19 protein-coding genes are annotated in these 25,448 nt (G+C 65.4%); 6 read left to right on the forward strand and 13 right to left on the reverse strand.

The features are described 5' to 3' along the window. Window positions 1-83 precede the first annotated feature (83 nt). From AC3WL2_RS18080 to AC3WL2_RS18095, 4 genes are all read right to left on the reverse strand, one after another. Window positions 84-1,511: a sigma-54-dependent transcriptional regulator gene (locus AC3WL2_RS18080; protein WP_102685489.1), complete on the reverse strand. Its 1,428-nt coding sequence runs from the start codon at window positions 1,509-1,511 to the stop codon at window positions 84-86. Beyond that, window positions 1,480-2,973 (reverse strand): sensor histidine kinase, encoded by a 1,494-nt coding sequence (locus AC3WL2_RS18085; RefSeq protein ID WP_102685490.1) that lies wholly within the window; start codon window positions 2,971-2,973, stop codon window positions 1,480-1,482. The genes AC3WL2_RS18080 and AC3WL2_RS18085 overlap by 32 nt, the downstream gene beginning before the upstream one ends. A 293-nt stretch (window positions 2,974-3,266) precedes the next feature. Then, entirely contained in the window at window positions 3,267-4,712 is a 1,446-nt protein-coding gene (locus AC3WL2_RS18090; protein WP_102683926.1) for an ATP-binding protein, read from the reverse strand. Between the two features lie 150 nt (window positions 4,713-4,862). Next, the gene (locus tag AC3WL2_RS18095) at window positions 4,863-5,462 is read right to left on the reverse strand and encodes a lytic transglycosylase domain-containing protein (protein WP_102683925.1); all 600 of its coding nucleotides are present in this window, start codon (window positions 5,460-5,462) and stop codon (window positions 4,863-4,865) included. A 186-nt stretch (window positions 5,463-5,648) separates the two neighbouring features. Between AC3WL2_RS18095 and gspG the strand changes: the two genes are divergently transcribed. After that, entirely contained in the window at window positions 5,649-6,074 is a 426-nt protein-coding gene (gene gspG, locus AC3WL2_RS18100) for a type II secretion system major pseudopilin GspG (RefSeq protein ID WP_102683924.1), read from the forward strand. Between the two features lie 11 nt (window positions 6,075-6,085). Then, window positions 6,086-7,264, forward strand: a complete 1,179-nt coding sequence (locus tag AC3WL2_RS18105) for a type II secretion system F family protein (protein ID WP_102683923.1) — start codon at window positions 6,086-6,088, stop codon at window positions 7,262-7,264. 43 nt (window positions 7,265-7,307) lie between these two features. On the opposite strand, the gene AC3WL2_RS18110 is transcribed toward AC3WL2_RS18105, so the two are convergent. Then, window positions 7,308-8,222, reverse strand: a complete 915-nt coding sequence (locus AC3WL2_RS18110; protein ID WP_102683922.1) for a site-specific integrase — start codon at window positions 8,220-8,222, stop codon at window positions 7,308-7,310. 216 nt (window positions 8,223-8,438) lie between these two features. Here AC3WL2_RS18110 and AC3WL2_RS18115 point away from each other — a divergent pair, with 216 nt between their 5' ends. Then, window positions 8,439-9,620, forward strand: a complete 1,182-nt coding sequence (locus AC3WL2_RS18115; RefSeq protein ID WP_102683929.1) for an NnrS family protein — start codon at window positions 8,439-8,441, stop codon at window positions 9,618-9,620. A 69-nt stretch (window positions 9,621-9,689) separates the two neighbouring features. Further along, entirely contained in the window at window positions 9,690-10,346 is a 657-nt protein-coding gene (locus AC3WL2_RS18120) for a DUF1345 domain-containing protein (RefSeq protein WP_102683921.1), read from the forward strand. On the opposite strand, the gene AC3WL2_RS18125 is transcribed toward AC3WL2_RS18120, so the two are convergent. Then, window positions 10,263-11,492, reverse strand: a complete 1,230-nt coding sequence (locus AC3WL2_RS18125) for a pyridoxal phosphate-dependent aminotransferase (protein WP_102683920.1) — start codon at window positions 11,490-11,492, stop codon at window positions 10,263-10,265. The two genes, AC3WL2_RS18120 and AC3WL2_RS18125, sit on opposite strands and share 84 nt — an antisense overlap. Window positions 11,493-11,784: 292 nt before the next feature. Between AC3WL2_RS18125 and AC3WL2_RS18130 the strand changes: the two genes are divergently transcribed. Continuing rightward, window positions 11,785-12,048: a DUF1652 domain-containing protein gene (locus AC3WL2_RS18130; protein WP_046855737.1), complete on the forward strand. Its 264-nt coding sequence runs from the start codon at window positions 11,785-11,787 to the stop codon at window positions 12,046-12,048. Here AC3WL2_RS18130 and AC3WL2_RS18135 read toward each other — a convergent pair. After that, window positions 12,045-14,132 (reverse strand): putative bifunctional diguanylate cyclase/phosphodiesterase, encoded by a 2,088-nt coding sequence (locus AC3WL2_RS18135; RefSeq protein ID WP_102683919.1) that lies wholly within the window; start codon window positions 14,130-14,132, stop codon window positions 12,045-12,047. The genes AC3WL2_RS18130 and AC3WL2_RS18135 overlap by 4 nt on opposite strands. 309 nt (window positions 14,133-14,441) lie before the next feature. Here AC3WL2_RS18135 and AC3WL2_RS18140 point away from each other — a divergent pair, with 309 nt between their 5' ends. Continuing rightward, window positions 14,442-14,723: a hypothetical protein gene (locus AC3WL2_RS18140; RefSeq protein ID WP_102683918.1), complete on the forward strand. Its 282-nt coding sequence runs from the start codon at window positions 14,442-14,444 to the stop codon at window positions 14,721-14,723. Window position 14,724: 1 nt separating this feature from the next. Here AC3WL2_RS18140 and AC3WL2_RS18145 read toward each other — a convergent pair whose 3' ends face one another. The 6 genes from AC3WL2_RS18145 to AC3WL2_RS18170 all read right to left on the reverse strand — a co-directional run bounded on the left by AC3WL2_RS18145 (window position 14,725) and on the right by AC3WL2_RS18170 (window position 25,431). Next, window positions 14,725-15,405 (reverse strand): alpha/beta hydrolase, encoded by a 681-nt coding sequence (locus AC3WL2_RS18145; RefSeq protein ID WP_102683917.1) that lies wholly within the window; start codon window positions 15,403-15,405, stop codon window positions 14,725-14,727. A 116-nt stretch (window positions 15,406-15,521) separates the two neighbouring features. After that, entirely contained in the window at window positions 15,522-16,331 is an 810-nt protein-coding gene (locus AC3WL2_RS18150) for a substrate-binding periplasmic protein (protein WP_102683916.1), read from the reverse strand. A 136-nt stretch (window positions 16,332-16,467) separates the two neighbouring features. After that, entirely contained in the window at window positions 16,468-17,952 is a 1,485-nt protein-coding gene (locus AC3WL2_RS18155) for an efflux transporter outer membrane subunit (protein WP_102683915.1), read from the reverse strand. Further along, window positions 17,949-21,059 carry a multidrug efflux RND transporter permease subunit gene (locus AC3WL2_RS18160; protein WP_102683914.1) on the reverse strand — a complete coding sequence of 1,037 codons (3,111 nt, stop codon included), beginning with the start codon at window positions 21,057-21,059 and terminating at the stop codon, window positions 17,949-17,951. The genes AC3WL2_RS18155 and AC3WL2_RS18160 overlap by 4 nt, the downstream gene beginning before the upstream one ends. Next, on the reverse strand, window positions 21,056-24,154 hold the full coding sequence (locus AC3WL2_RS18165) for an MdtB/MuxB family multidrug efflux RND transporter permease subunit (RefSeq protein WP_102683913.1): 3,099 nt from the start codon (window positions 24,152-24,154) through the stop codon (window positions 21,056-21,058). Before AC3WL2_RS18165 ends, AC3WL2_RS18160 begins: the two co-directional genes overlap by 4 nt. Continuing rightward, window positions 24,151-25,431, reverse strand: a complete 1,281-nt coding sequence (locus AC3WL2_RS18170; RefSeq protein ID WP_102683912.1) for an MdtA/MuxA family multidrug efflux RND transporter periplasmic adaptor subunit — start codon at window positions 25,429-25,431, stop codon at window positions 24,151-24,153. Before AC3WL2_RS18170 ends, AC3WL2_RS18165 begins: the two co-directional genes overlap by 4 nt. Window positions 25,432-25,448 lie beyond the last annotated feature (17 nt).

Consider the following 25,448-nt stretch of genomic DNA (forward strand, 5'->3'; position numbering starts at 1 on the left):
GTACCTGTGGGAGCCGGCTTGCCGGCGATGGGCTGCATGGCAGCCCCACAAACGCGAAACTGACAGGCAATCAGCCCGCCCGCTCACCACTGCCGCTTGTCCGGCCGTGTCAGCCCAAGTTTTTCGATCTTGTAGCGCAGCATATCCCTCGACAACCCCAACAAACGCGCCGACTTGGTGACGTTCCAGTCGGTGCGATCCAGGGTACGACAGACCATATCGCGCTCCATGTCCGGCAAGCTTGCCGCTGCCGGGGGCTCGTGGCGCGGCGCCTCGAATGCCAGCACCTGCGCCGGCTGTGCCAGCGGTTCGTCGACCAGGGTCATGCACAGGTTCAGCTGGTGGGCGCCGATCACCTCGCTGGGCGTCAGCAACACCGTCTGTTCGAGCATGTTGCGCAGTTCGCGCACATTGCCCGGCCAGCTGTAACCCAGCATCAGCGCCTCGGCCTCGGCCGAGAAGCGCAGGTTGGGCTTGCCATAGCGCCGCCCGTGGTGGGCCAGGAAGTGCCGGGCCAGGCGCAGGATGTCCTGGCCACGGGCAAACAGGCGCGGCACCTTGAGGGCGATGATGCGCAGGCGGAAGAACAGGTCGCGGCGGAACTTGCCCTGCTGGACCATCCGCTCCAGGTTGCAGTTGGTGGCACTGATCACCCGCAGGTCGACCTTGCGCTCCTTGACCGCGCCGATGCGGCGGATGGTGCGGTCCTCCAGCAGTTTGAGCAGCTTGGCCTGCAGCACCAGGTCCATCTCGCCGATCTCGTCGAGGAACAGGGTGCCGCCGTCAGCCGCCTCGACCAGGCCCACGCGACGCTCCTTGGCATCGGTGAACGCGCCTTTTTCGTGGCCGAACAGTTCGGCCTCCAGCAGGTTGGCGGGAATCGAGGCGCAGTTGAACTCGATGAACGGCCCCTTGGCCCGGCTGCCGTCGAAATGCAGGGCGCGCGCCACCAGCTCCTTGCCGGTACCGGTCTCGCCCTCGACCAACACCGGCGGCAGGTCGCCGCTGGCCATGCGCCGTTCGGCATCGAGCAGCTGCTGCAAGGTGTGCTTGAGTTCTAGCATGGCCGGCGACTCACCGATCAATGCCTGCAAACCGGACTTCTGCGCCTCGCGTTCCTGGTAGAACGACAGCGTGCGCTCCATGCGTTCGGCGGCCAGGGCCTTGTCCAGCATCAGCTTGAGCTCGGCCAGCACTACCGGCTTGGTGAGGTAGTGGAACGCGCCCTCCTTCATGGCCAGCACGGCGTCTTCGACGTTGCCGTAGCCGGTCATCATGATCACTTTGAGCTCCGGCGCCTGGGCTACCAGCGAGCGCAACAGGTCGTGGCCGCTCATGCCGGGCAGCGAATTGTCGGTCAGCACGGCGTCAGGCCGGGCGCGCTTGATCTGCTCCAGCGCCAGTTCCGCGCTGTGGCACACCGTGACCTCGAACCCTTTGAGGTTCAGGTAGGTGCGAATGTTGTCGGCAAGGATTTCATCATCCTCGACCACCAGGATGCTGTGCTCCATGGTCCCCTCCCGCTGCAATATTGAAAGTCAGGCTGACGCGGGTTCCTTCCTCTTCGCGGCTGGTCAGTTCGACCGCGCCGCCAAAGCGTTCCATGATCCTTTTGACCAGGGCCAGACCAACCCCCAGGCCGCCTTGTTTGGTGGTGAAGAACGGCTTGAACACCATGCGCCGCTGCTGCTCGCTCATGCCCTTCCCGGTATCGCTGAGCTGCAGTTGCGCCTGCTGCCCCTCCAGCTGGCGCACCTCGGCGCGCAGCTCGCCGCCTTGGGGCATGGCCTCCAGGGCATTGGCAAACAGGCTGTTGAGGATCTGCGTCAGTTGCAACGGTTGGCTGGCCACCCATTGCGTCGCAGGCCCGACGAAGGCGAAGCGCACGTTGTTGCGCTCGATCTGCGGAGCGAAGGCCTGCCGCGCATCCTCGATGGCCGCCACCAGGTCGACCGACTCGGCTTCGTCGCTGGTCGGGCGCAGCGATACCAGCAGGTCGCGGACCCAGCGCGACATGCGATCGACCTGGGTAATGATGTCACCGATGTTCTTCTGCGCCGCCGGGCTGGCGATGTCCTGGGCCAGTTCTGCGCTGGAGCGGATATTGGCCAATGGGTTGCGCAAACTGTGAGCCACCGCCGAGGACATCTCGCCCAGGGCCACATAGGTCTCGCTGGCCACCAGGCGGTCTTGCTGGTGATGCAGCAGGCTGGCGGCGCGGCGCACGATCCAGAACAGGCCGAAGTAGATCAACGCCCCTCCGACCAGGGTGGAAGCCCAGATCAGCACATAACCGCGATGGATGCGCCGCACCAGGTCATGCGGCTCCTTGTAGATCTCGACCATCGCCAGCACCTGCTCGCCCTGGCTGTCGAACAGCGGGATGTAGTTCTCGATGAACAGGTGCCGGGGCTCGCGCTGGAACTTCTGCTCTTCGCGGTCCTCGTCGGCCTTGTGATAGCTGGCCGACACCGACTTGCGCGAGCGGAAGGCCCGCTCCAGATCGTCATCTTCATCGATGCGCTTGCCGATCAGGTGCGGGTTGGTCGACCACACCACCGTGCGGTCGCGGGCATAGACATTGGCCAGCAAGGTGTCGGGCAGGTGCTCGACGTGGTCGAGGAACTCCACCCGGGTCGACTCGGCCAACTGCGGAGTGAACTGCAGGTGCTGCTGGTCGAGGCGCGGATCGAGCAACTCGCCCATGGTGATGCCCGGCGGCAGCTGCGAGTGCCGCACCTCGGCCTGGGCCATGGCCTGGATGAACTGGGCGGTGAGCATGGCGTCGCGCTCGACGCTGTCGCGCACCACGAAACGTGTCGACACATAGCCCAATCCACCGGCGACCGAGGCGATGATCAGCAGGCTGACCAGCGAGAACCAGCGCAGCAGGTTGAACTCGTGCAGCGGCGTTGCCAACCCGCTGGCGGGAGGCGCGGCCTTGTCGGGGGCACCGTTTTCGAGCGTCTGCATCGCGTCGTTCCCACCTGAACGCCGATGAGGTTCACCGGCATGCTGCTCTGCTACCGGTGGTAGCAAAGTGATTCCATCGAACCTTTGCTGAAGGTGTCAGCGCGGGCTTGCGAGAGGTCTAGCAAAAAACCAGCCAGCAACTTGAATTTATGATTTTTCTTTATAAATCATTATGTTGAAGATCATTATTAATCTTGCTTGTTGGATAATTCCCCACTTTTGGGTAACGGTCACCCATTTTTGATAATATCCTTATAAATCAGTGTATTGGACTCAATATCTATAGCTTAAGGTTAAGTTGATGCCACCCGAAAATTCAGCTGTACCCGGGTCCCTGCCCCCTCACGACTGCTCAACCGCACCGAGCCGCCGAAGCGCTCCATGATCCTTTTCACCAGCATCAGCCCCACGCCCACGCCGCCTTGCTTGGTAGTGAAGAATGGCCGGAAGGCCATGCGCTGCTGTTGCTCGTTCATGCCCTTGCCGGTATCCGAGAGCCGCAGGCTCAGATTACGCCGATCATTGCGCACCACTTCAACACGCAGCTCGCCACCGGCCTCCATCGACTCCAGGGCGTTGGCGATCAGGCTGCTGAAGATTTGCCCGAGCAGCGCCGGCTGGCCCAGCACCTGCACGCTTGGCAGCTCAGGCAGCAGCAACCGCACGCCGCCGCGCTCCAGCGCGTGGGCAAACGCCTGCAAGCTGTCGCGCAGGCTCTGGGCTACATCCACCGCCACGGCTTCATCGCCAAGCGGGCGCAGCGATTGCAGCAGCTCACGCACCCACTGCGACATGCGGTCGACCTGGCTGATGATGTCGCTGATGTTCTTCTGCGCCGGGCCATCGTCGAAGGCCTGGGCCAGCTCGGCGCTGGAGCGGATGCTGGCCAGCGGGTTGCGCAGGCTGTGGGCCACCGCCGACGACACCTCGCCCAGGGCCACGAAGGTTTCGTTGCCGATCAGCCGCTTCTGCTGCACCGCCACCAGCCGGGCGGCGCGGCGCATGATGCCGTACAGACCGACATACACCAGGCCGGCACCCGCGGCGATGGCCAGCCAGATCAGCAGCAGGCCGTGCTCGATACGCACGATCAGATCATGGGGTTCCTTGTAGATCTCGACCATCGCCATGACGTTTTCGCCGTCGGCGTCGAACAAGGGGATGTAGTTCTCGATGAATAGCTGCTCGGGCGGGGTGACGAACTTCTGCTCGCTGCGCGCCTGCTCGAAGTCGTGGTAGCTGGCCGACACCCGCATCTTGTACTCGAATGCCCGGTCAAGGTCGTCGTCCGATTCGATCAGTTTGCCGATCAGCGCCGGGTTGCTCGACCAGATCACCGTGCGATCAGGGGCGTAGATGTTGGCCAGGAGCATGTCCGGCAGGTGCGCGATATGGTCGAGGAACTCGCCACGGGCCCGGCGCCGGGCCTCAGGGTCGACATCGGGCAAGGCATGGTCGGTGCGCGGATCAAGCAGCTCACCCATGGTCCGCACGTTGGGAATCGAGACATGGCGCACTTCGGCGTCGGCGATGGAGGTGATGAACTGGGCGGTGAGCAAGGCATCGCGCTCGACGCTCTCGTCAATGATGAAGCGGCTTGAGATCAGGCCCAGGCCAACCCCCACCGACAGGATGATCGCCAGGCTGACCCAGGCGTACCAGCGCAGCAGGTCGAACGGCTTGCGCGCCTGGCCGATTTCGGCGGGCAGCAATGTGTCGGGACGGGGGGCGAGGTCCATGGCGGGCTCCGCGGCTGGGCACCTCTACAGGTTATAGCCCAGAGTTGGGGAAAGCATGGGTGAGGTGAGGCTATTGAGCGCGTGAGGGCCGCCAGGTGCTCACCGCAACCCTTACAGGCGCTGCAAGGATCACGGAGAACACCTTGCCGCTCAAAGCGGCGCATCCCCAGCCAGCCCGCGCAGCAGGCGATAGTCGCGCAACACATTCGGCACGTAGCGCAGGGTCTCGGCGAACGGCGGCACCACCCGCCCACGGCTGAGAACCGCCTCAGGCCCCGCGTTGTAGGCCGCCACGGCCAACGTGATGTCGTTGTCGAACAGCGTGAGCATGCGCTTGAGGTAGCGCGCCCCTCCCTGCACGTTGGCCTGTGGATCAAGTACATCCTTGACGCCCATCTCCTTCGCCGTGTCCGGCATCAGTTGCATCAGCCCCGCCGCGCCCTTGGCCGAGCGCGCCTTGGGGTTGTAGCCGGACTCGGCCTTGATCAGCGCGTGCAGCAACGCCGGGGGCACACCGTGGGCCAACGCCGCGGCCGCCACCAGGTCGGCATAGGGCCGCCCGGTGATCAGTTGCGCATTGACTGGCCCGCCCGCTGTCGCACGTTCGCTGATGACCCGGTCGTAATGCCGGCCAGGCCGGTGCACATTGGACAGCACGAAGCCGCCCTTGCCGTCGCTGGAGACATAGATGTCGGCTTGGACGCCGAACGCCATCAGCCCCGCCGCCAATCCCAGGATCAGTCCTCGCATGTCGTTCGCCTCCCGCCGCAAATAACCCAAGCGTGGCCCCCGATGTGGGGGAGATGCCCCGTTAACCCGGGCTTTTCGACTGCGACGCAAGCCGCGTGCCGCCCGCCGCAGCCCATGGCGCAAGGGCCCGGCGCAGACGTGCACGGCTGTTGCATATCAGGGATAAATGCAACGGAGGGTTTCACCATGCAACGCAGCATCCGTCCCCAACGCGGCTTCACCCTGCTCGAATTGTTGGTGGTGCTGGTGGTGCTGGGCCTGTTGGCCGGCATCGTCGCGCCCAAGTACTTCAGCCAGCTGGGCCGCTCCGAGGCCAAGGTGGCCCGGGCACAGATAGAGGGGTTGGGCAAGGCCCTGGACCTCTACCGCCTGGAGGTCGGCCACTACCCCAGCAGCGAGCAGGGCCTGCAGGCCCTGGTGGTCGCGCCTGGTGGCGAAGCGCGCTGGTCGGGCCCCTACCTGCAGAAGACCGTGCCACAGGACCCTTGGGGCCGCCCCTACATCTACAAACAGCCCGGCGAGAACGGCGGCGAGTACGACCTGCTGTCGATGGGCAAGGACGGCCAACCCGGTGGTGACGGCGAAAACGCCGAGATCACCAGTTGGCAATGAGGACCCCGGCCATGCGCTATCAGCTCAAGGCCCTTGGAAGCCAGGGCGTGGTGCAATTGCAGGTGGAGGCCGAGGACAGCGACCAGGCCCGGCGCCAGGCCGAGGACCAGGGGCTGCGCGTGCTCAGCGTGCGCAGCCAGGGCCTGGCCCTGCGACGGCGCACGACGGCGTTCGACCTGATGCTGTTCAGCCAGGAGCTGGCCACCTTGCTCGGTGCCGGCCTGCCGTTGATCGACGCCCTCGAGAGCCTGGCCGAGAAAGCCCCGGGCGGCGCCACGCGCAAGACCTTGGAGCAACTGGTGCGCCAGCTCTACGAGGGGCGCTCGCTGTCCCAGGCCCTGGCCCTGCAGCCGCGGGTGTTCCCGACCCTGTACGTGGCCTTGGTGCAGTCCAGCGAACGCACCGGCGCCCTGGGCGACGCCCTCACCCGCTACATCGGCTATCGCCAGCGGCTGGATCTGGTCCGCCAGAAGCTGGTCGGTGCCTCAGTCTACCCGCTGCTGTTATTGCTGGTGGGCGGTGGCGTGGTGCTGTTCCTGCTGGGGTACGTGGTGCCCCGCTTCAGCCTGGTGTTCGAGGGCATGGGCACCGAACTGCCGTGGCTGTCGCGGGTGCTGATGCAGATCGGTCTGTTCCTGCATGCCCAGCAACTGCCCCTGGGGCTGGGCACGTTTGTCGGCGTCGGCACCCTGGTCGCCCTGCGCCGCCAGCCGGCCGTGCGCCGTGGCGCCGGCCGCCTGTTGCGCCGACTGCCCGCGCTGCACCAGCGTCTGATGATGTATGAGCTGGCGCGCTTCTATCGTTCGCTGGGGATTCTGCTGCAAGGGGGCATCCCCATCCTCACCGCGCTGGGCATGGCCCGCGGCCTGCTAGGCAGCACTGCGGCAGAGGGCCTGGAGCAGGCCAGTCAACGAGTCGCCGAGGGCCTGCCGTTGTCCGATGCGCTGCAGGCCGGCCAACTGGTGACCCCCGTCTCGCTGCGCCTGCTGCGTGCCGGCGAACAGTCGGGCAACCTGGGCGAGATGCTCGAGCGATGCGCGGATTTTCACGACCAGGAAATAGGGCGCTGGGTGGAGTGGTTCGTGAAGCTGTTCGAGCCATTGTTGATGACCTTTATCGGCCTGCTGATCGGGCTGATCGTGATCCTGATGTACATGCCGATCTTCGAGCTGGCATCGAGTATTCATTGAGCAGCCAAGGGTCTGCGGGGGCGGTTCCCACGATTGCCGCGATTCAGTAGTCGAACCGCTCCACAGCCCGCCGCCGCTCGTTGTCATCGCGCCGGTCATAAGCGGCCGTGGTCTGGATATTGGCGTGGTGCGCCAGCTTCTGCGCGATCGACAGGTCGTGCTCCTCGATCACCCGGGTGATGAATGCCCGGCGAAAATCATGCGGCATGATCTTCGCCCCCACCTGTGCCCCGCGCTGGCGGGCGATGTAGTAGATCGCGTGCTTGGTGATGCGCGCGCGGGTGATGTGGCTGCCACGACGGATGCGATTGAACAGGAAGCTGTCGTCGCGCTCGCCGGCCGGCAGGTGCTGGCGGCGCAGGTCGAGCCAGGCCTGCAGCTTGTCGAAGGCCCAGGCCGGGGCGTACTTGACCAGCTGACGGTTGCCCTTGGCCAGCACTTGCACGCTGCGCTCCTGGAAATCCACCTGGTCAAGGTTCACATCGACCGATTCCGATTTGCGCATCCCGGTGCCGTAGAGCAACGCCAGGATGGCCGCGTCACGCACACCCTGAGGACGCGGGTCGGCGGCACACACGTCCATCAGCTCGCGGATCAGGCTGCGCCGCAGGTTGCGCCCCGGCGGCAGGCGGCTACCGCCCGCTGGCTTGACCTCGCGGATCATCAACAACTGTTCGTGCTCGATCAAACCCTGGCGCCAGGCCTCGTTCATCACTCCACGCACGGCATTGACGTACAACGACGACGTGTTGGGCGCATAACCATCGGCGCGCAGCGCCGCGACCAGGGCGATCACATGGCCGGGTTCGAGGCGGTGCCAGGGCACCTCGGCGATATCGCAGTCGCCAAACCCCAGGCGGTCGGCGGCGTCCTGCAGGATGTAGCGCATGGTCAGCTGGCTGGACGGGGCCAGGCGGGCGAGGTACTGCAGCAGCGGATTGCGCAGGAGGTCGGTCACAACGGGGATCCTGTAGCAAAGCCGCCCTGGCGTATAGAGGCAAAGCGGCGCAAAACGAGTCATTTAAACCATGATCAAGGTCAAAATGACCAGAAACAAATTAAGTCATAATGACACAAAGCAGTGCCATCACCTTGATATTCAAGGATTTTGAACGCTGGCATGGTTCGTGATGGTACCCCATTCAACCGTTTCGATCGAACCAAGGTCCTCGCCATGCTCGTCCAGCCGATCACCGCCCGCCCCCGTCAGGCCCTCTGGGCCCTGGGTTTTCGACCCTTCTTCCTCGGCGGAAGCCTGTTCGCCCTGGTTGCCCTGCTGCTGTGGGCCGGCGTGCTGGTCGGCGCTTACGCGCTCGAGCCGGCCGGCGGAATGCTCGCCTGGCACCGCCACGAAATGCTGTTCGGCTTCGCTGTGGCTATCGTTGCCGGCTTCCTGCTCACGGCGGTGCAGAACTGGAGTGGCATCCCGGGTCTCAGTGGCCGACCACTGCAGGGGCTGTTTCTGCTCTGGCTGCTGGGTCGGGCAAGCTGGTTCCTGCCCTTGCCCGCCTGGCTACTGGTGCTGATTGAGGGCGCGTTCCTGCCCCTGGTGGCGCTGGCCCTGGCGCGGCCGATCATCCAGCGTCGGCTGCGCAACAACTACCCCATCATCGGCCTGGTATTGCTCATCGCGGCTTGCCAGTGGCTGACGCTTATAGGCTGGCTGCGCGACGACCCGCTGTGGCAACGGCGAGGCGTGCTGGCCGGGCTGTGGCTGGTGGCGGCGATGATGAGCGTGATCGGCGGCCGGGTCATTCCGTTCTTCACCCGCCGCGGCCTGGGCAACATGAGCCCGGCACCGGCCCGGCCCTGGCTGGACCGCGCCTGCCTGCTGGGCAGCGTGGCGCTGCCGCTGACCTATGTGCTGGGGCTCAACGATGCATCACACCCCCTGATGGCCGTGCTGTTCGCCGCCCTGGCGGTGCTGCATGGTGTCCGCCTGGCGCTGTGGCACGACCGTGGTCTGTGGCATGTGCCGCTGCTGTGGTCGCTGCACCTGGCCTATGCCTGGCTGATTCCCGCCTGCCTGGGGTTGGCGCTGTGGCATGCCGGGGTGCCGATCAACCCTAGCCTGGCCGCCCATGCGCTGACGGTCGGCGCCATGACCGGGCTGATCGTGGCGATGATGGCGCGGGTCAGCCTGGGGCATACCGGACGCCCTCTTCAGGTACCCCGCAGCATGAGTTGGGCATTCGCACTGATCCAGCTGGCGGCACTGGCCCGCGTGATCGTGGCGCCGTTCACGCCGCTGGGGCTGGGGTTGTCGGTATTGTTCGGCAGCGCGGCGCTGCTGCTGTTCCTCTGGCACTACCTGCCTATCCTGCTGCGTGCGCGGGTGGACGGCATGCCGGGCTAGCGGGCTTGCCCCGCGACAGGGCCGCATCTGGTCTACAGTTGAAGCCACGTTCAACCGCCAAGGGACCGCATGGCCTTCCACCACCTCACCCGCACTCACCCACGCCTGAGTATCGCCACCCTGGCCGGCCTGCTCGGCGGCTGGCTGATCCCCGCCGGCGATACCGTGCAGCACATCCTCGTCGGCTGGAACATCGGCGTCTGGCTTTACCTGGCCATGGTCCTGTGGCTGAGCCTGCGGGCCAATGCCGAGCGGGTACGCAAGGTCGCCCGCATCGAAGATGAAAACGCCGGCCTGGTGCTGATCACCGTTTGCGTCTCGGCCATCGCCAGCCTGGCGGCGGTCACCCTGCAACTGGTGTCCAGCCGCGGCCTGGAAGGCAGTGCGCTGGCCTTGCACTACCTGTACACCGGGCTGACGGTGGCTGGCTCCTGGTTGCTGATAGGCTGCATCTTCAGCCTGCACTACGCCCGACTGTTCTACACCGGTGACCGCCATGAGCCCCCGCTGCGCTTTGCCGATGGCGAGCGCAACCCGGACTACTGGGACTTTCACTACTTCTCGTTCACCATCAATGTCGCCGTGCAGACCTCCGACATCGGCGTCGGCGGGCGGGCCATGCGTCGGGTGGTGCTGGCCCACTCACTGGTAGGCTTCGTGTTCAATACGGCGATCCTGGGTTTCACCATCAATATCGCGGCCGGGCTGCTCGGCCAGGGCGCGTGAGGCACAGTTGCGGATGCGCTGGCATACCTGTGCCAGCACCTGCGCCTCGAGCACCAATCCCAGCCGCACATGCCCCGCTGCGCTGGGCCCGAAACCATCACCCGGCAACAGTGCCACGCCCTCTTCGTTCAACAGACGCTGGGCGAACGCCTGGGCGCTGAGCCCGGTGCCACGTATATCGAGCATCACGAACATGCCCCCGGCTGGCTGATGTGCATGGATGCCGGGGCAGTCCTCAAGCGAGGCGCACACCCGGTCGCGGCGCGCCCGGTACACCTCACGCATCCGCCGTACCTCATCTTCAGCCTGATCCAGAGCCACGCAGGCCGCCTGCATGACGAACTCCGGCAGGCCGAACAGCATGCTCATCACCAGGTTGCCAAGGTGTCGGGCGAACTCCGGCGGCCCGATCACCCAGCCGACGCGCCAGCCACTCATGGCGTGGGACTTGGACAGGCTGCCGATCGACACACAGCGCTCGGCCATACCCGGCAGGCCCAGCGGATTCGGTGCCTCGCCGTCGTACAGCAGTGACTGGTAGACATCGTCGCAGATCAGCCACAGGTCGTACTCCTGGCACAACCGCGCCAGACACTTCAGATCGGCCAGGCCGATTGCCGCCCCCGTGGGGTTGTGCGGGCTGTTGAGCAGAAGCCCGCGAGTGCGCGGCGTGATCGCCCGGGCCACGGCCGCTGGGTCCAGGCGGAACCCCTGCTCCGGCCGCACCGGAACCTGCACGGCGCGCGCGCCGCAGGCACCGAATACCGTGTGATAGGTGACGTACATGGGCTCGGCGACGATTACCTCATCATCGGCCTCGAATAGGCACTGGAAGGTTGCGAACAGCCCGCACTGTGCCCCGGCGGTCACCACCACCCGCTCGGCGTCGACGGCCTGCTGGCTGTGGCGCGCAACGGCCTGGCGCAGGGCGAGGCTGCCGCGTACATCGCTGTAATGGGTTTCGCCCTGGCGCAGGCTGGCAATGGCGGCCTCGACCACCGAGGCTGGTGTGTCGAAGTCCGGATCGCCCACCGACAGCAGGAAGATCTCGCGCCCCTGGCGGCGCTGCTCGAGGGCCTGATAGTGGATGTCCCAGGCCGCGACTGCGTGACCGGCGATGCGTTGGGTGAGCGTGGAATACCGCATGACTGTCTCCCTGTCTGCCGGCCTGCACCGCTGGTCCGAAAAGCGCTGACGGTAAACATAGCAGAGCGCTGCTGGCTGCCAGGCGCTGGCCCACGGGGAAAACGTTTGCCTGCCCCCTGCGCGCCCACCGTTCATCGTGACAGGACTGTGACCGCCGTCATGCATTAGTACATCTGCCATATTTTCCAGCGAATACTGCCATGGCAGGTGCTAAGGTTAGAGTCCTGACGGCCAGGACGGCCTAGGCTGTTACCGCTTTGCAATCACCACGTTCACGAACAAGGAGGCTGGCATGAACAAGATGACGTTCCCCAACGCCTGCCAGGTGATGCGTTGGCATTTTCATCCGCTGGGTTTCGAGGCCAGCATGGATGCCCCGCGCAGCATGGTCGCCCGGCTGTTCGACCGGGCCACCGGCGAAACCCTGCTGGCCATTGCCGGCATTCCCTGCGCAACCATCATGCACGCCGCCGATGTCGAGCGGATCATCGAGGCCGTGGAGGCCGAGATGGAGACCTTCGACCTGCTTGTCAGCCCACTGCGCAGCGCTGTCTAGCCTTCCTGGGCCTGACGCGCCTTGAGCGCCTGCAATCCTTTCATGAACTGCTCGGGCGGCACCGGCTGGCCGAGCAGATAACCCTGCAGCGAATCGCAACCCAGGCGGGTGAGAAAGTCCTGCTGGCCGTCGGTTTCCACGCCTTCGGCGACAATGCGCAAGCCCAGTGCCTGCCCCAGGGCGACGATGGCCGAGACGATCGCCGCGTCATCGCTGTCCTGCTCCAGGTCGCGCACGAAGCCGCGATCGATCTTCAGCTCGTTGGCCGGCAGGCGCTTGAGGTACATCAGGCTGGAGTAGCCAGTGCCGAAATCGTCGATGGACAGGTCCACGCCCATGTCCGACAGGCGCTGCAGCACGTGCAAGCTGGCATCGGCATCGCGCATGGCGGTGGTTTCGGTAATTTCCAGGGTCAGGCGATTGGGCGGCAGGCCGTTCTCATCCAGTGCGCGGGCCACGCTGTCGACCAGCCCGGTATGGCAGAACTGGATGGCCGACAGGTTGACCGCGATCCGCCACTCTTCATTGCCCTGGTCCAGCCACTGGCGCATCTGCCGGCAGGCCTCACCCAGCACCCACTCGCCGATCGGGATGATCAGCCCGGTCTTTTCCGCAAGGCCGATAAAACGGTCCGGCAGCATCAGCCCATGTTGCGGGTGCTCCCAGCGCAGCAAAGCCTCGGCACCGATGGGCAGGCGCTGCACGGCGTCGAACTTGGGCTGATAGTGCAAGCGGAACTGGCCATGCTCCAAGGCCGTGCGCAGGTCCTGCAACAGTTGCAGCTGCTGGCGCGCGTTACTGTTCATCGACGCATCGAAGAAGCTGTAGCCGTTCTTGCCGGCGCTCTTGGCGTGGTACATGGCGGCATCGGCGTTGCGCAGCAGTTCGTGCTGGTCCAGGCCATTGCCGGGATACAGCACGATGCCCAGGCTCGCCGACAGCTGCAGGTCGTGCTCGGCCACACGGAACGGCTTGGCCATCAGATTGACCTGCTTGGCCGCGACGTTCATGGCGTCGTCCGGCTCGTCCAGCTCCACCAGCAGCACGAATTCGTCGCCGCCGATGCGCGCCAGGGTGTCCTGGCTGTGCAGGTGGCCGCGCAAACGCGCCGCCACTGCCTTGAGCAGCAGGTCGCCAACATGGTGGCCGAAGGCATCGTTGACGGGCTTGAAGCCGTCGAGGTCGATAAACATCAGCGCGAAGCAGCCGCCCTGCTCCGCCACGCGGCCGACGGCCTGGGCGATACGGTCGGCCAGCAGCGTGCGGTTGGGCAGCCCGGTCAGGGTGTCATGCAGGGCCAGCTGGGTCAGTTCCTGGTTGGCCAGGGTCAGCGAGCGCGCCAATTCCGCCGTGCGCGCCTCCAGCCGAGCGTCAAGCACCGAAGTCAGCAAGGCCACCGCCAGCACTGCCAGGGTGGTGATCAGCACCAGGTAATCCAGGCCGTCGCCCGCGAGCCCCGTGGCAAGTGCGCCGCAGAAGCTGCCCGCCGGGAAGTTGGCCGCCGCCATGCCGGTGTAGTGCATGCCGACGATGGCGACCCCCATCACCACCGCCGCCACGCCACGGATCTGCCGTACATAGGGCGTGTGCTGGCGCAGGCGGAAGGCTATCCATAGCGCCGCCGCCGAAGCGCCCACCGCAATGGCCAGGGAGGCGCTGAACAGCGTCGGGTCGTAGTCGATGCCCGGCTGCATGCGCAGTGCGGCCATGCCCATGTAGTGCATGCAGGCGATGCCGGTGCCCATGATCAAGGCACCGAAGGCCAGTTGCAGCCACGGTAGTTTCGGCTGGCTCACCAGCCACAGGGCGAAGCCCGACGAAGCCACCGCGATCAACAACGACAGGCCAGTCAGCGCAGTGTCGTAACCCAGCTCGATGGGCAGGCTGAACGCCAGCATGCCGATGAAGTGCATCGACCAGATGCCAATACCCATGGCCAATGCCCCGCCGCCCATCCACAGGTACACCGCCCGGCCCTTGGCCGTGGCAATGCGCCCGGTCAGGTCCAGGGCCGTGTAAGAGGCAAGGATGGCCACGCACAGCGAGATCAACACCAGCGAGGAGGAGTAGCTACCGATCAGCATTCGCACGTCCAGGAACGAACCGGGGAGGCCCGGGAAAAGCCGATGATTGTACTCAAGCTTTGCTGAAACGCACGGGGTTTTCGCGCTTCGCCATGGATCCAAAATCCACTCCGAAGCCCCGCAGTGAAGGGGTTAGAGCGTTTGTGCGAGTAACTGAAGGCATAATGCCACTTGTCGTTTGCTTCTGCTCATGGCGTTGATCGCGGGCGAACCCATCGATCTGGCATCCCTGACCACGAGAAACACCAAGCCAAGCGAAGCGACTCCGGCTAAGCTCAACACACCAACACGCCGTTCCCGGAGCCTGCAATGGCCACCCTGTCCAGGCATGCAGTGCCGCTCGCCCTGCTCGCCATCACCCTGTCCGTCTCGACTGGTTGTTCGAACAAGCACACCAGCACCCGCTACGCCGCCCAAGGCGCCAATTGCTACGCCAAAGCCCTGCCCAGCAGCGGCGAAGGCGGCCTGGCCTTCGGCGCGACACTGGCCATGGCGAGCAGGAAGTCGCTGGACAGTTGCATGCGCTACGCCGGCAGGTCCGGGGGCACGCCGCGAACCTGTCAGGTCGTCGTGGCCAAGTGCAAGAGCTGAACTAGCCTGACGCTTCTTCGATCAGCGCGGCCACCTCACCTGCCCGCGAAGCCAGCGACGCGTGGCTGGCATCCAAGGTGATGACTTTGCGCGCCTGCAGGCGCGCGGCCATCATTTGCTGATTGACCGGGGCGATCATGTGGTCCTGGCTGGAAATCTGATACCACGAGGGCCTGTGCTTCCAGGCCGGGTCGCTGATGGTGTCACCGAAGGTACTCGCCAGCGGCGCCTTCTGCGTCACCGCCATGACCCATGCCTCATCCACCGACAGATCCTGGCAAAAGCTTTCGTGGAACTTGTCGGCCTTGATCCACAGATAGCCATCGCTGTCCGGCGCAAGGTTCGCTACCGCGATGGGTGGATGCTGCTGTGTCAGCCCACCAGGGCTTTCACCCGCGTCTGGGGCAAAGGCCGCGATAAAGACCAGTCCCTTCACGTTCGCGGCGTTGCCGGCCTCGGTGATTACCGCCCCACCGTAAGAGTGCCCTACCAGCAGCACCTCGCCTGGCGCCTGCGCCACCATCTTGCGGGTGCGTTCGGCATCGTCGGCCAAGGACGTCAGAGGCAGCTCCACGGCGCGCACGTCTTTGATGCCCTTGCGCGCCAGCTCGACAATCACCTTTCCCCAGTGGGCGGCCCCGCCCCAAAAACCGTGTACAAGCACGACAGTAGGCTGGCTCATGAGAATACCTTCGCGAGAAAACAAGGATGGGGTTTCGCCACAACAGCATAGGCCCAAGAGAACGTGGCCTTAGATCAAAGGCATCGGACAGGGTGCCGACTAATGACGCAATCGCTTCACTTGCCGGCCTGCTGACGCTGCCAGCGCTCCAGGTTCTCGGCCACCAGTTTCTCGGGCAAGGGCCCCGCCACCAGCTCCCGCATCTTGCGCGCCAGCGCTTCGCGCAGCGCCGGCTGGTTGCAACCCGATTTGTGCGACAGCGCCAGGTACAGCCCTTCGCTGGACACCGGCGGCTCAAGTACCTCCAGTTCCTTTTCCTTGCCCAGCGCGCGCGCCAGGGCCATGCCGGGGTACTGCTCGAAGATCACATAGTCGCTGCGCTTGAGCAGCAGCTTCTGGAAAGCCTGGGTAACGCTGGGCACCGCTTCGAGGTCGAGCTGCGCCCGGGCGTAGTCGTCGAACGCCTGGCCATGGCTGTTGTTGACCAGCGTCCCGCCACGTCGCCCTTTCAGGTCGGACCAGTCGCTGTAGGCGAAGCCTTCGCCCTTGCGCACCCAGACCACACTGGAATTGAACAGGAATGGCGGGCTGATGAAGTCGGTCAGCAGTTCGCGCGCCTGGGTGCGAAAGTAGCCGGCCAGCATGTCGATGCGTCCGCTGCTCACTTCCTCCTGCGCCCTGGACCACGGCCCGACATACATCACATCCACCACCAGGCCGAGGTCCTTGGCCACCTGCTTCAGCAAGTCGGCATTGGCGCCGATCAGTTGCGCGGGGTTATGCGGGTCGCGCCAGAGATAAGGTGGGTACTCCGGGTTGCCGGTGGCGGTGAGGTGCTGGCAGTTGTCCGCGGCAAAGCCGCGCAGTGGAACCACGGCCAGCAGGCACGACAACCACACAGACAGGCCCAGACAACGTCCGCTCATGGCGCTCCTCGTGCAATGGATTACGCCACCGACGACGTGGCCTTACACAGTTTGCACGAGAAATGGCCGAACGCCACGTGCCATGTGGCGAACTGTGATGCGGTACAGCGTCACGGGCAAAGTCACCAACAGCAGGTCACTGCTCGGCCAACTCCGTCCGGGCATCCCAGCCACCGCCCAGCGCCGCGATCAACTGCACGCTCGCCACCAGCCGCCCCTGCAACAGCGTCAACACGCTGCGTTCACTGCTCAGCGCCGTGGTCTGCACGTTCACCACGTCCAGGTAACCGATCAACCCGGCCTTGTACTGGTTCTCGGTCAAGCGCAACGACTCCCGCGCCGCCTCGAGCGCTTCCTGCCGGACAACGGCTTCGTCGCCGTACACCTTGAGCTGCACCAGATAGTTCTCCACCTCCTTGAAGCCATCCAGCACCGTCTGCCGGTACTGCGCCACGGTCTGGTCGTACACCGCCACGGTGCGGTCCACCTCGGCGCTGCGCTTGCCGGCATCGAACAGCGTCAACGCCAACTGCGGGCCGACGGACCAGTAGCGGTTGGGCAGCTCGATCCAGTTGTTGAAACTGCTACTGGAGTACCCGCCATTCATGCTCAGGGACAGGTCGGGGAAGTACGCTGCCCGGGAGACGCCGATATTGGAGTTGGCCGCCATGACCTTGCGCTCGGCCGAGGCGATGTCGGGCCTGCGCTCGAGCAACTGCGACGGTAGCGACACCGGCACCTGCGGCAACGCCGGAATGTCGCGGGTCGCCGCCAGGGCGAAGTCGGCCGGTGCCTTGCCCATCAACACGGCAATGGCGTTCTCGTACTGCGCGCGCTGCCAGGCCAGGTCGATCAGGTCGGCCTGGGTGCTCTTGAGCTGGGTACGCGCCTGGGCTACGGCATCCGGCCCGGCAACCCCGGCGCGGTACTGGTTCTCGTTCATCTTCAACGACCGCTCATAGGCCGCTACCGTGGCCTCGAGCAAGCGTTTCTGCGCGTCGATCACCCGCAGTTGCAGGTAATTCTGCACCAGTTCCGACTGCTGGCTCAGGCGAATGGCCGCCATATCGGCCAAGCTGGCGTCGGCACTGGCTTCGTTGGCGTTCATGGCTTCACGCAGCTTGCCCCACAGGTCGATCTCCCAGCTCACGCCGAGTTGCGCGTTGTAGGTGTTGCGGATGCCGCTGCTGTTGTTCGACAGGCTCGAGCTGGAGCTCCCGGTGCCCTGGGCCGAACGGTTCTTGCCAGCGGTGAGGTTCAACGAGGGGAACAGCGCGGCGCGGCTGCTGCGCACCAGTGCCTGGGCCTGGCGGTACTGCGCCTCGTACTGCGCCACCGTCTGGTTGCTGCGGTTGAGCTCTTCCACCAGGGCATCGAGCTGTTTGTCGCCATACAGCTCCCACCACGCCCCGCGGGCGATGGCATCGGACGGGTTGGCCTGGGTCCAGCCCTGGGCCTGCTTGAACTGCGCCGGAGTGCTGATCTCCGGGCGGTGATAGTCCGGGCTCAAGGTACAGGCGCTGAGCATGGCCACGCACAACCCGGCGCTGACCAGGCGCGAGCCGCGCCCTTGGGTCAGCAGCCTGAGGGCGCGATGGATTCGGGTATGGGCAAAGTTCATAGCGGGGTATCCAGGGCAGCGTCGGTGCGCACGCCGCGCCAGCGGTTGAACCGGTGGCGCAGGCGATCGAGGTACAGGTAGACCACAGGCGTGGTGTAGAGGGTGAGGATCTGGCTGAACACCAGGCCGCCGATGATGGTCAGGCCCAGCGGCTGACGCATCTCGGCGCCCTCGGCGCGGCTGAGCAGCAGCGGCAGCGCGCCGAGGATTGCGGCCAGGGTGGTCATCAGAATCGGCCGCAGGCGCAGCAGGCAGGCACGGCGGATCGACTCCTCCGGCGACAGGCCTTCATGGCGCTCCAGCTGCAGGGCCAGGTCGATCATCAGGATGGCGTTCTTCTTCACCACGCCGATCAGCAGAAACAGCCCCAGCAGCGAGATCAGGCTGAATTCGCCACCGGTCAGGTACAGCGCCAACAAGGCGCCGACCCCGGCCGAAGGCAGAGTGGAGAGGATCGTCAGTGGGTGGATGTAGCTCTCATAGAGAATGCCCAGCACCAGGTATACCAGCACCAGGGCGCCAAGAATCATGAACGGCTGGCCTTCGGCGGTCTTGGTGAAGGCGTCGGCATCGCCACCGAGCTTGGCGATCACCGACTCGGGCAGGCCGAGCTTGGCCACTGCCCGCTCCAGCGCGGCCAGGGCCTGGTCTGGGCTGTAGCCTTCGGCGACATCGAACGAGATGTCCTCGGAGGCGAACTGCCCTTCGTGGCTGACGCGGTCGTTGGCCAGGCTGTTCTCGTAGCGGGCGAAGGTGGACAGCGGCACCCGGGCGCCATCGGCAGTGATCACCTGCACTTGCTCCAAGGTACTTGGGTCCCAGGCGTATTTCGGGTTGATCTCCAGCACCACCTGGTACTGGTTGAGGCTGTCGTAGATGGTCGAGATCTGCCGCTGGCTGTAGGCGTTGTTGAGCACTGCGGTGACCATATCCATGTCGATGCCCAGGCGCTTGGCCTGGTCACGGTCGACCACCAGGGTCACCTGCTGGGTGCCGGCGCCGTCGTGAGCGTCGATGGCGGTCAGCTCGGGCAGTTTGCGCAGTTCGGCGGTGACCTTGGGGAACCACTCGCGCAGAGCGGCCAGATCGCCGCTCTGCAGGGTATAAAGGTACTGCGAGGTGGTCTGGTCGCGACCGCCGCCACCGAGTTGCAGGTCCTGGTCAGCCATCAGGTACAGACGCCCGCCAGGGATCTTCGGCAAGTCCTTGCGCAGGCGATCGATCACCTTCTGCGCATTCTCCTTGCGCTCGCCGATCGGCTTCAGGCGCACCAGCACGAAGGCGTTGTTGGTGCCGCTGTTGCCGCCAATGAAGCCGGCGACGCTCTCCACGGCCGGGTCCGCGAGCAGAGCGCGGCGGTAGATTTCCATCTTCGGCTGCATCACGGTGAACGACAGGCCGTCGTCGCCGCGGATGAAGCCTTGCAGCTGGCCGGTGTCCTGCTGCGGCATCAGGGTCTTGGGTACCACCACGTACAACGCGATGTTGAGCACGATGGTGGCCAGCAGGCTGAGCAGGGTCAGGCGCCTGTGGCGCAGCGCCCAGCCCAGGCTCCGGTCGTAGCCGGCGACCATGCGCTGGTGGATACGGTCGCTCCAGCGTTGCAGGCGGGTCTGCTGCTGCGGGCCATGTACCTTCAGCCAGCGCGAGCAGAGCATCGGCGTCAGCGTCAGCGACACCACCAGCGAGACGATGATCGCCGCCGCCAGGGTGATCGAGAACTCCTTGAACAACCCGCGCACGATCCCGCCCATGAACAGGATGGAGACGAACACCGCCACCAGCGAGACGTTCATCGACAGCAGGGTGAAACCGACCTCCTGCGCGCCCTTGTAGGCGGCCCGCATCGGGCTCTCGCCTTTCTCGATATGCCGGGAGATGTTCTCCAGCACCACGATGGCATCGTCCACCACCAGGCCGGTGGCAAGGATCAGCGCCATCAGCGACAGGTTGTTCAGCGAGAATCCGCACAGGTACATGACCGCGAAGGTGCCCACCAGCGACACTGGCACCGCCAGGCTCGGAATCAGCGAGGCGCGGAAGTTGCCGAGGAACAGGTAGACCACCAGGATCACCAGCACCACGGCGATCAGCAAGGTGTGCTCGGCCTCCTTCAGGGTGGCCTTGATCACCGGCGAGCGGTCCATGGCCACGTTGAGCTTGACGCTGGCCGGCAGCAGCGACTGCAACGCCGGCAGCTCTGCCTTGATCTGCTCGACGGTCTGGATGATGTTGGCGTTGGTCTGGCGGTTGACCACCAGCAGCACCGCGCTCTCGTCGTTGAAGAAGCCGCTGTTGTAGCGGTTCTCCACGCCATCGCTGACCTTGGCCACGTCCGACAGGCGCAGGATCGAGCCATTCTGCTGGCGGATGACGATGGGTTTGTAGTCCTCGGCCTGCTCCAGCTGGTCGTTGGCGCGCACCTGCCAGTTGCGCTCGCTGTCCTCGACGAAGCCCATGGGCCGGCGCTGGTTGGCATTGGCCACGGCGGTGCGCACATCGTCCAGGGACAGGCCGTACTGGTTGAGCAACTGCGGCTCGAGCTCGATGCGCACCGCCGGCAGCGAACTGCCGCCGATCTGCACTTCCCCAACCCCGCTGACCTGCGACAGGCTCTGGGACAGGATGGTGTCGGCCAGGTCGTACAGCTTGCCCTTGGACAGCACCTGCGAGGTCAGTGACAGCACCATGATCGGCGCCTGGGACGGGTTGATCTTCTTGTAGGTGGGCATGCTGCGCATGCCGCTGGGCAGCAGGTTGCGAGTGGCGTTGATCGCTGCCTGCACCTCGCGTGCCGCGCCATCGATGTCGCGGCCCAGCTCGAAGCCGATGATCACCCGGGTCGAGCCCTGGTTGGAACTGCTGGTCAGGGTAGTGACGCCGGCAATGGCGCCGAGCTTGCGCTCCAGCGGCGTGGCCACGGTGGACGCCATGACCTCGGGGCTGGCGCCAGGCAGGCTGGCCTGCACCACGATCACCGGGAAATCCATCTGCGGCAGTGGCGACACCGGCAGCAGGCCGAAACTCACCCCACCCAGCAGCATGATCGCCAGGCTCAGCAGCATGGTGGCCACGGGCCGGCGAATGAACGGTCCGGACAGGTTCATGCTTCGGCCTGCCGCGCATCGTCAACCGGGCGCCAGCGACGTGCCAGGCGGTCGAAGTACAGGTAGATGACCGGCGTGGTGAACAGGGTCAGCACCTGACTCACCAACAGGCCGCCGACCATCACCAGGCCCAGCGGCTGGCGCAGCTCGGCGCCGGAACCGGTGGCGAGCATCAGCGGCACCGCGCCGAACAGCGCGGCCAGGGTGGTCATCAGGATCGGCCGGAAGCGCAGCAGCGCCGCCTGGTAGATCGCATCACTCGGGCTCATGCCTTGATGGCGCTCGGCCTCGAGGGCGAAGTCGATCATCATGATCGCGTTCTTCTTGACGATGCCGATCAGCAGGATGATGCCGATAATGGCGATCATGCCCAGGTCGTTGCCGCTCAGCAGCAGCGCAAGCAACGCCCCTACCGCCGCCGAAGGCAACGTCGAGAGGATGGTCACCGGGTGGATGTAGCTCTCGTAGAGCACGCCGAGCACGATGTACATGGTCACCACGGCGGCAAGGATCAGCAGCAAGGTACTCGAAAGCGAGGCCTGGAACGCCTCGGCGGCGCCCTGGAAACGGGTCTGCACGCCGATCGGCATGCCGATGTCCTGCTGCACCTGCTCGATCACCTTGACCGCCTCGCCCAGGGACGCGCCATGGGCCAGGTTGAACGACATCATCACCGCCGGGAACTGGCCGATGTGCGAGATGGCCAGCTGGGCCTGGCGCTGCTCGATGCGCGCCAGGGCCGACAGGCGCACCTGGCCGCCGTCGGCGGCCTTGACGTGGACCGCCTCCAGGGCCTGCGGGCCGAGGTTGGCCGCGGTCTGCGACTGCAGCACCACGCGGTACTGGCTGGCCTGGGTATAGATGGTCGAGATCTGCCGCTGGCCGAAGGCGTCGTACAGGGCGTTGGTGATCTGCGCCACGGTGATGCCGAGGCGGCTGGCCATGTCGCGGTCGATCACCAGGTACACCTGCAGGCCCTTGTCCTGCAGGTCGCTGGCCACGTCCTGCAGTTCCGGGCGGTCCTTCAGTGCCTGCACCAGCTTGCCGCTCCACTCGGCAAGCATGTCGGCATCCGGCGAGCTGAGGCTGAACTGGTACTGGGTGCGGCTGACCCGATCCTCGATGCTCAGGTCCTGCACCGGCTGCATGAACAGGCGGATGCCGACCAGCTTGTCGAGCTGCGGCTGCAACCGGCTGATCACCTCGGCTGCCGTCACGTCGCGCTCACCATGGGGCTTGAGGTTGATCAGCAGGCGGCCGCTGTTGAGGGTGGCGTTGTCACCATCCACACCGATATACGAAGACAGGCTCTGCACCGCCGGGTCCTGCAGGATCACCTCGGTCAGGGCCTGCTGGCGTTGACTCATGGCGGCGAACGAAGTCGACTGCGGTGCCTCGGAAATACCCTGGATCACCCCGGTGTCCTGGGCCGGGAAGAAGCCCTTGGGCACCATCAGGTAGAGCACCACGGTCAGCGCCAGGGTTGCCACGGCCACCAGCAGCGTCAACGGCTGGCGCTTGAGCACCCAGGTCAGGGCACTGGCGTAGTGCTTGATCAGCCAGTCGATCCAGGCGCCGCTGGCACGGTAGAAGCGGCCCTGCTCCTCTTCCTTTGGTTCACGCTTGAGCAGCCGGGCGCACATCATCGGCGTCAAGGTCAGCGACACCACCAGGGAAATCAGGATGGCCACCGCCAGGGTGATGGCGAACTCGCGGAACAGCCGCCCGACCACGTCGGCCATGAACAGCAGCGGGATCAATACCGCGATCAGCGAGAAGGTCAGCGAGATCAGGGTGAAACCGATCTGTTTCGCGCCCTTGAGCGCGGCCTGCAGCGGTGTCTCGCCCTCTTCAATATGCCGGGAGATGTTTTCCAGCATGACGATGGCATCGTCCACCACGAAACCGGTGGCGATGGTCAGGGCCATCAGCGTGAGGTTGTTGACCGAGAAGCCGGCCAGGTACATCACCCCGAAGGTGCCGATCAGCGACAGCGGCACGGCGATCGACGGGATGATCGTGGCCGAGACCCGACGCAGGAACAGGAAGGTCACCATCACCACCAGGGCAATGGCGAACAGCAACTCGTGCTGCACGTCGCGCACGGCGGCGCGGATGGTCTGGGTACGGTCGGTGAGGACACTGACGTCGAGGCCCGCCGGCAGGTTGTCGGTGATCGACGGCAGCAGCTCCTTGATCCGGTCGACCACTTCGATGACGTTGGCGCCGGGCTGGCGCTGGATGTTCAGCAGTACCGCCTCGTTCTGGTTGGCCCAGGCGGCCAGGCGCTCGTTCTCGGCGCCGTCGACGATCTCGGCGACGTCCCTCAGGCGCAGCGGCGCGCCATTGTTGTACTTGAGGATGAGATTGGCGTACTCGGCCGGCGAGCGTAGCTGGTCGTTGGCGTCGAGCATCGACACCCGGGTCGGGCCATCGAAGTTGCCCTTGGGCTGGTTGACGTTGGAGGCGCCGATCAGGGTGCGCACGTCGTCCAGGTTGAGGCCGTTGGCCGCCAGGGCGTCGACGTTGACCTTGATACGCACCGCCTGGCGCTGGCCACCGGCGATACTGACCATGCCGACGCCGCTGATCTGGGCGATTTTCTGCGCCACGCGGGTATCGACCAGGTCGTTGAGCTTGGGCAGCGGCATGGTCTTGGAGGAAATGGCCAGGGTCAGCACCGGTGTGTCGGCCGGGTTGACCTTGTTGTACACCGGCGGCGCCGGCAGGTCGCTGGGCAGCAGGTTGCTGGCGGCGTTGATCGCGGCCTGTACCTGCTGTTCGGCGACATCCATGTTCATGTCGAGGTTGAAACGCAGGGTCAGCACCGAAGCGCCGCCGGAGCTGGTCGAGGCCATCTGCTCGAGGCCCGGCATCTGCCCGAACTGACGCTCCAGTGGCGCGGTGACGGCGCTGGTCATCACCTGGGGGCTGGCGCCGGGGTACAGGGTCATGACGCGGATGGTCGGGTAATCGACCTGAGGCAAGGCCGCCACCGGCAGCAGCTTGTAGGCGATCAGGCCGGCCAGGACGATGGCCAGCATGCTCAGCGTGGTGGCGACCGGCCGCAGGATGAACAGGCGCGAGAGGTTCATGCGCCCGCCTTGGAGCCTGGTTCACCGGTCTGCGCCGAGCCCTTGGCGCCCTGCCCCTGCAGGTGCTGGCCGGGGGTGGTCGGCACTTGCGAACTGTCTTCGACCACCTCCACCTTGGAGCCTTCGCGCAGGCGGTCGGTGCCTTCCAGCACCAGGCGGTCACCGGCGGCCAGGCCCTCGAGGATCACGCTGTTCTCGCCATCGCTGGCACCGACCTTGAGCGGGCGGATGTTGATCGTGCTCTCGGCGTTGACCACATAGGCGAAGGTGCCGTCATTGCCGAACTGGATGGCCGCGGCCGGGGCCAGCACCACCTGCTTCAGGGTGTCGGCCAGCAGGCGCACATTGACGAACTGGTTGGGGAACAGCGCATGGTCGGTGTTCTGGAAGGTGCCCTTGAACTTCAGGGTGCCGGTGGCGGTGTCGATCTGGTTGTCGAGGCTGCCCAGCACGCCAGTGGACTGCAGCTTCTGGTCGCCACGATCCCAGGCCTCGACCGGCAGGCTGGCGCCGCTGCGGTAGCGGGCGAGCACGGTGTCGAGCTGGGTTTCCGGCAAGGTGAAGGCAACGCTGATCGGCTCGGTCTGGGTGATGATCACCAGCGCCGTGGTGTCGTTGGCGGCGACCAGGTTGCCCAGGTCCAGCTGGCGCAGGCCCAGGCGACCGCTGATCGGCGCACGGATCTGGGTGAACTCCAGGTTCAGGCGGGCATCGTTGACCTGCGCCTGGTTGGTCTTGACCAGCCCCTGGAATTGCCCGACCTGTGCCTCGGCGGTGTCCAGGGTCTGCTTGGCGATGCTGTCTTCGGCATACAGACCTTTATAACGGGCCAGGTCGACCTGGGCGTTCTTCAGTTGCGCCTGGTTCTGCGCCAGGGTGCCTTCGGCCTGCTGCAGGGCGATGCGGTAGCTACGCGGGTCGATCTCGGCGAGCAGGTCGCCGGCCTTGACTTGCTGGCCTTCCTTGAAGTGGATCTTGACCAGTTCGCCGGCCACCCGGCTGCGCACGTTGACCGTGTTGGTCGCGGTCACGGTGCCAAGGGCCTTGTAGTACAGCGGGAAGTCACCCACCCGCGCAGGCTCGACGCGCACCGGCACCGCTTCGGTGGAGGCGCCGAAGCCCGGCCGGCCGCCCATGCCTTTGCCCGGGCGATGCCCGCCACTCTCATTATGGGCGGTCGTTGCGGGCCACAGCCACCAGGCCAGCAGGGCCACCAGCAGCAGGATCAGCAGGCCGAACAGCCAGCGACGAGGGGAACGGGAATTGGAGGCTTGCATGGGTCGAACGAACCTTG

The organism is Pseudomonas sp. FW305-96 (genome assembly GCF_058783825.1).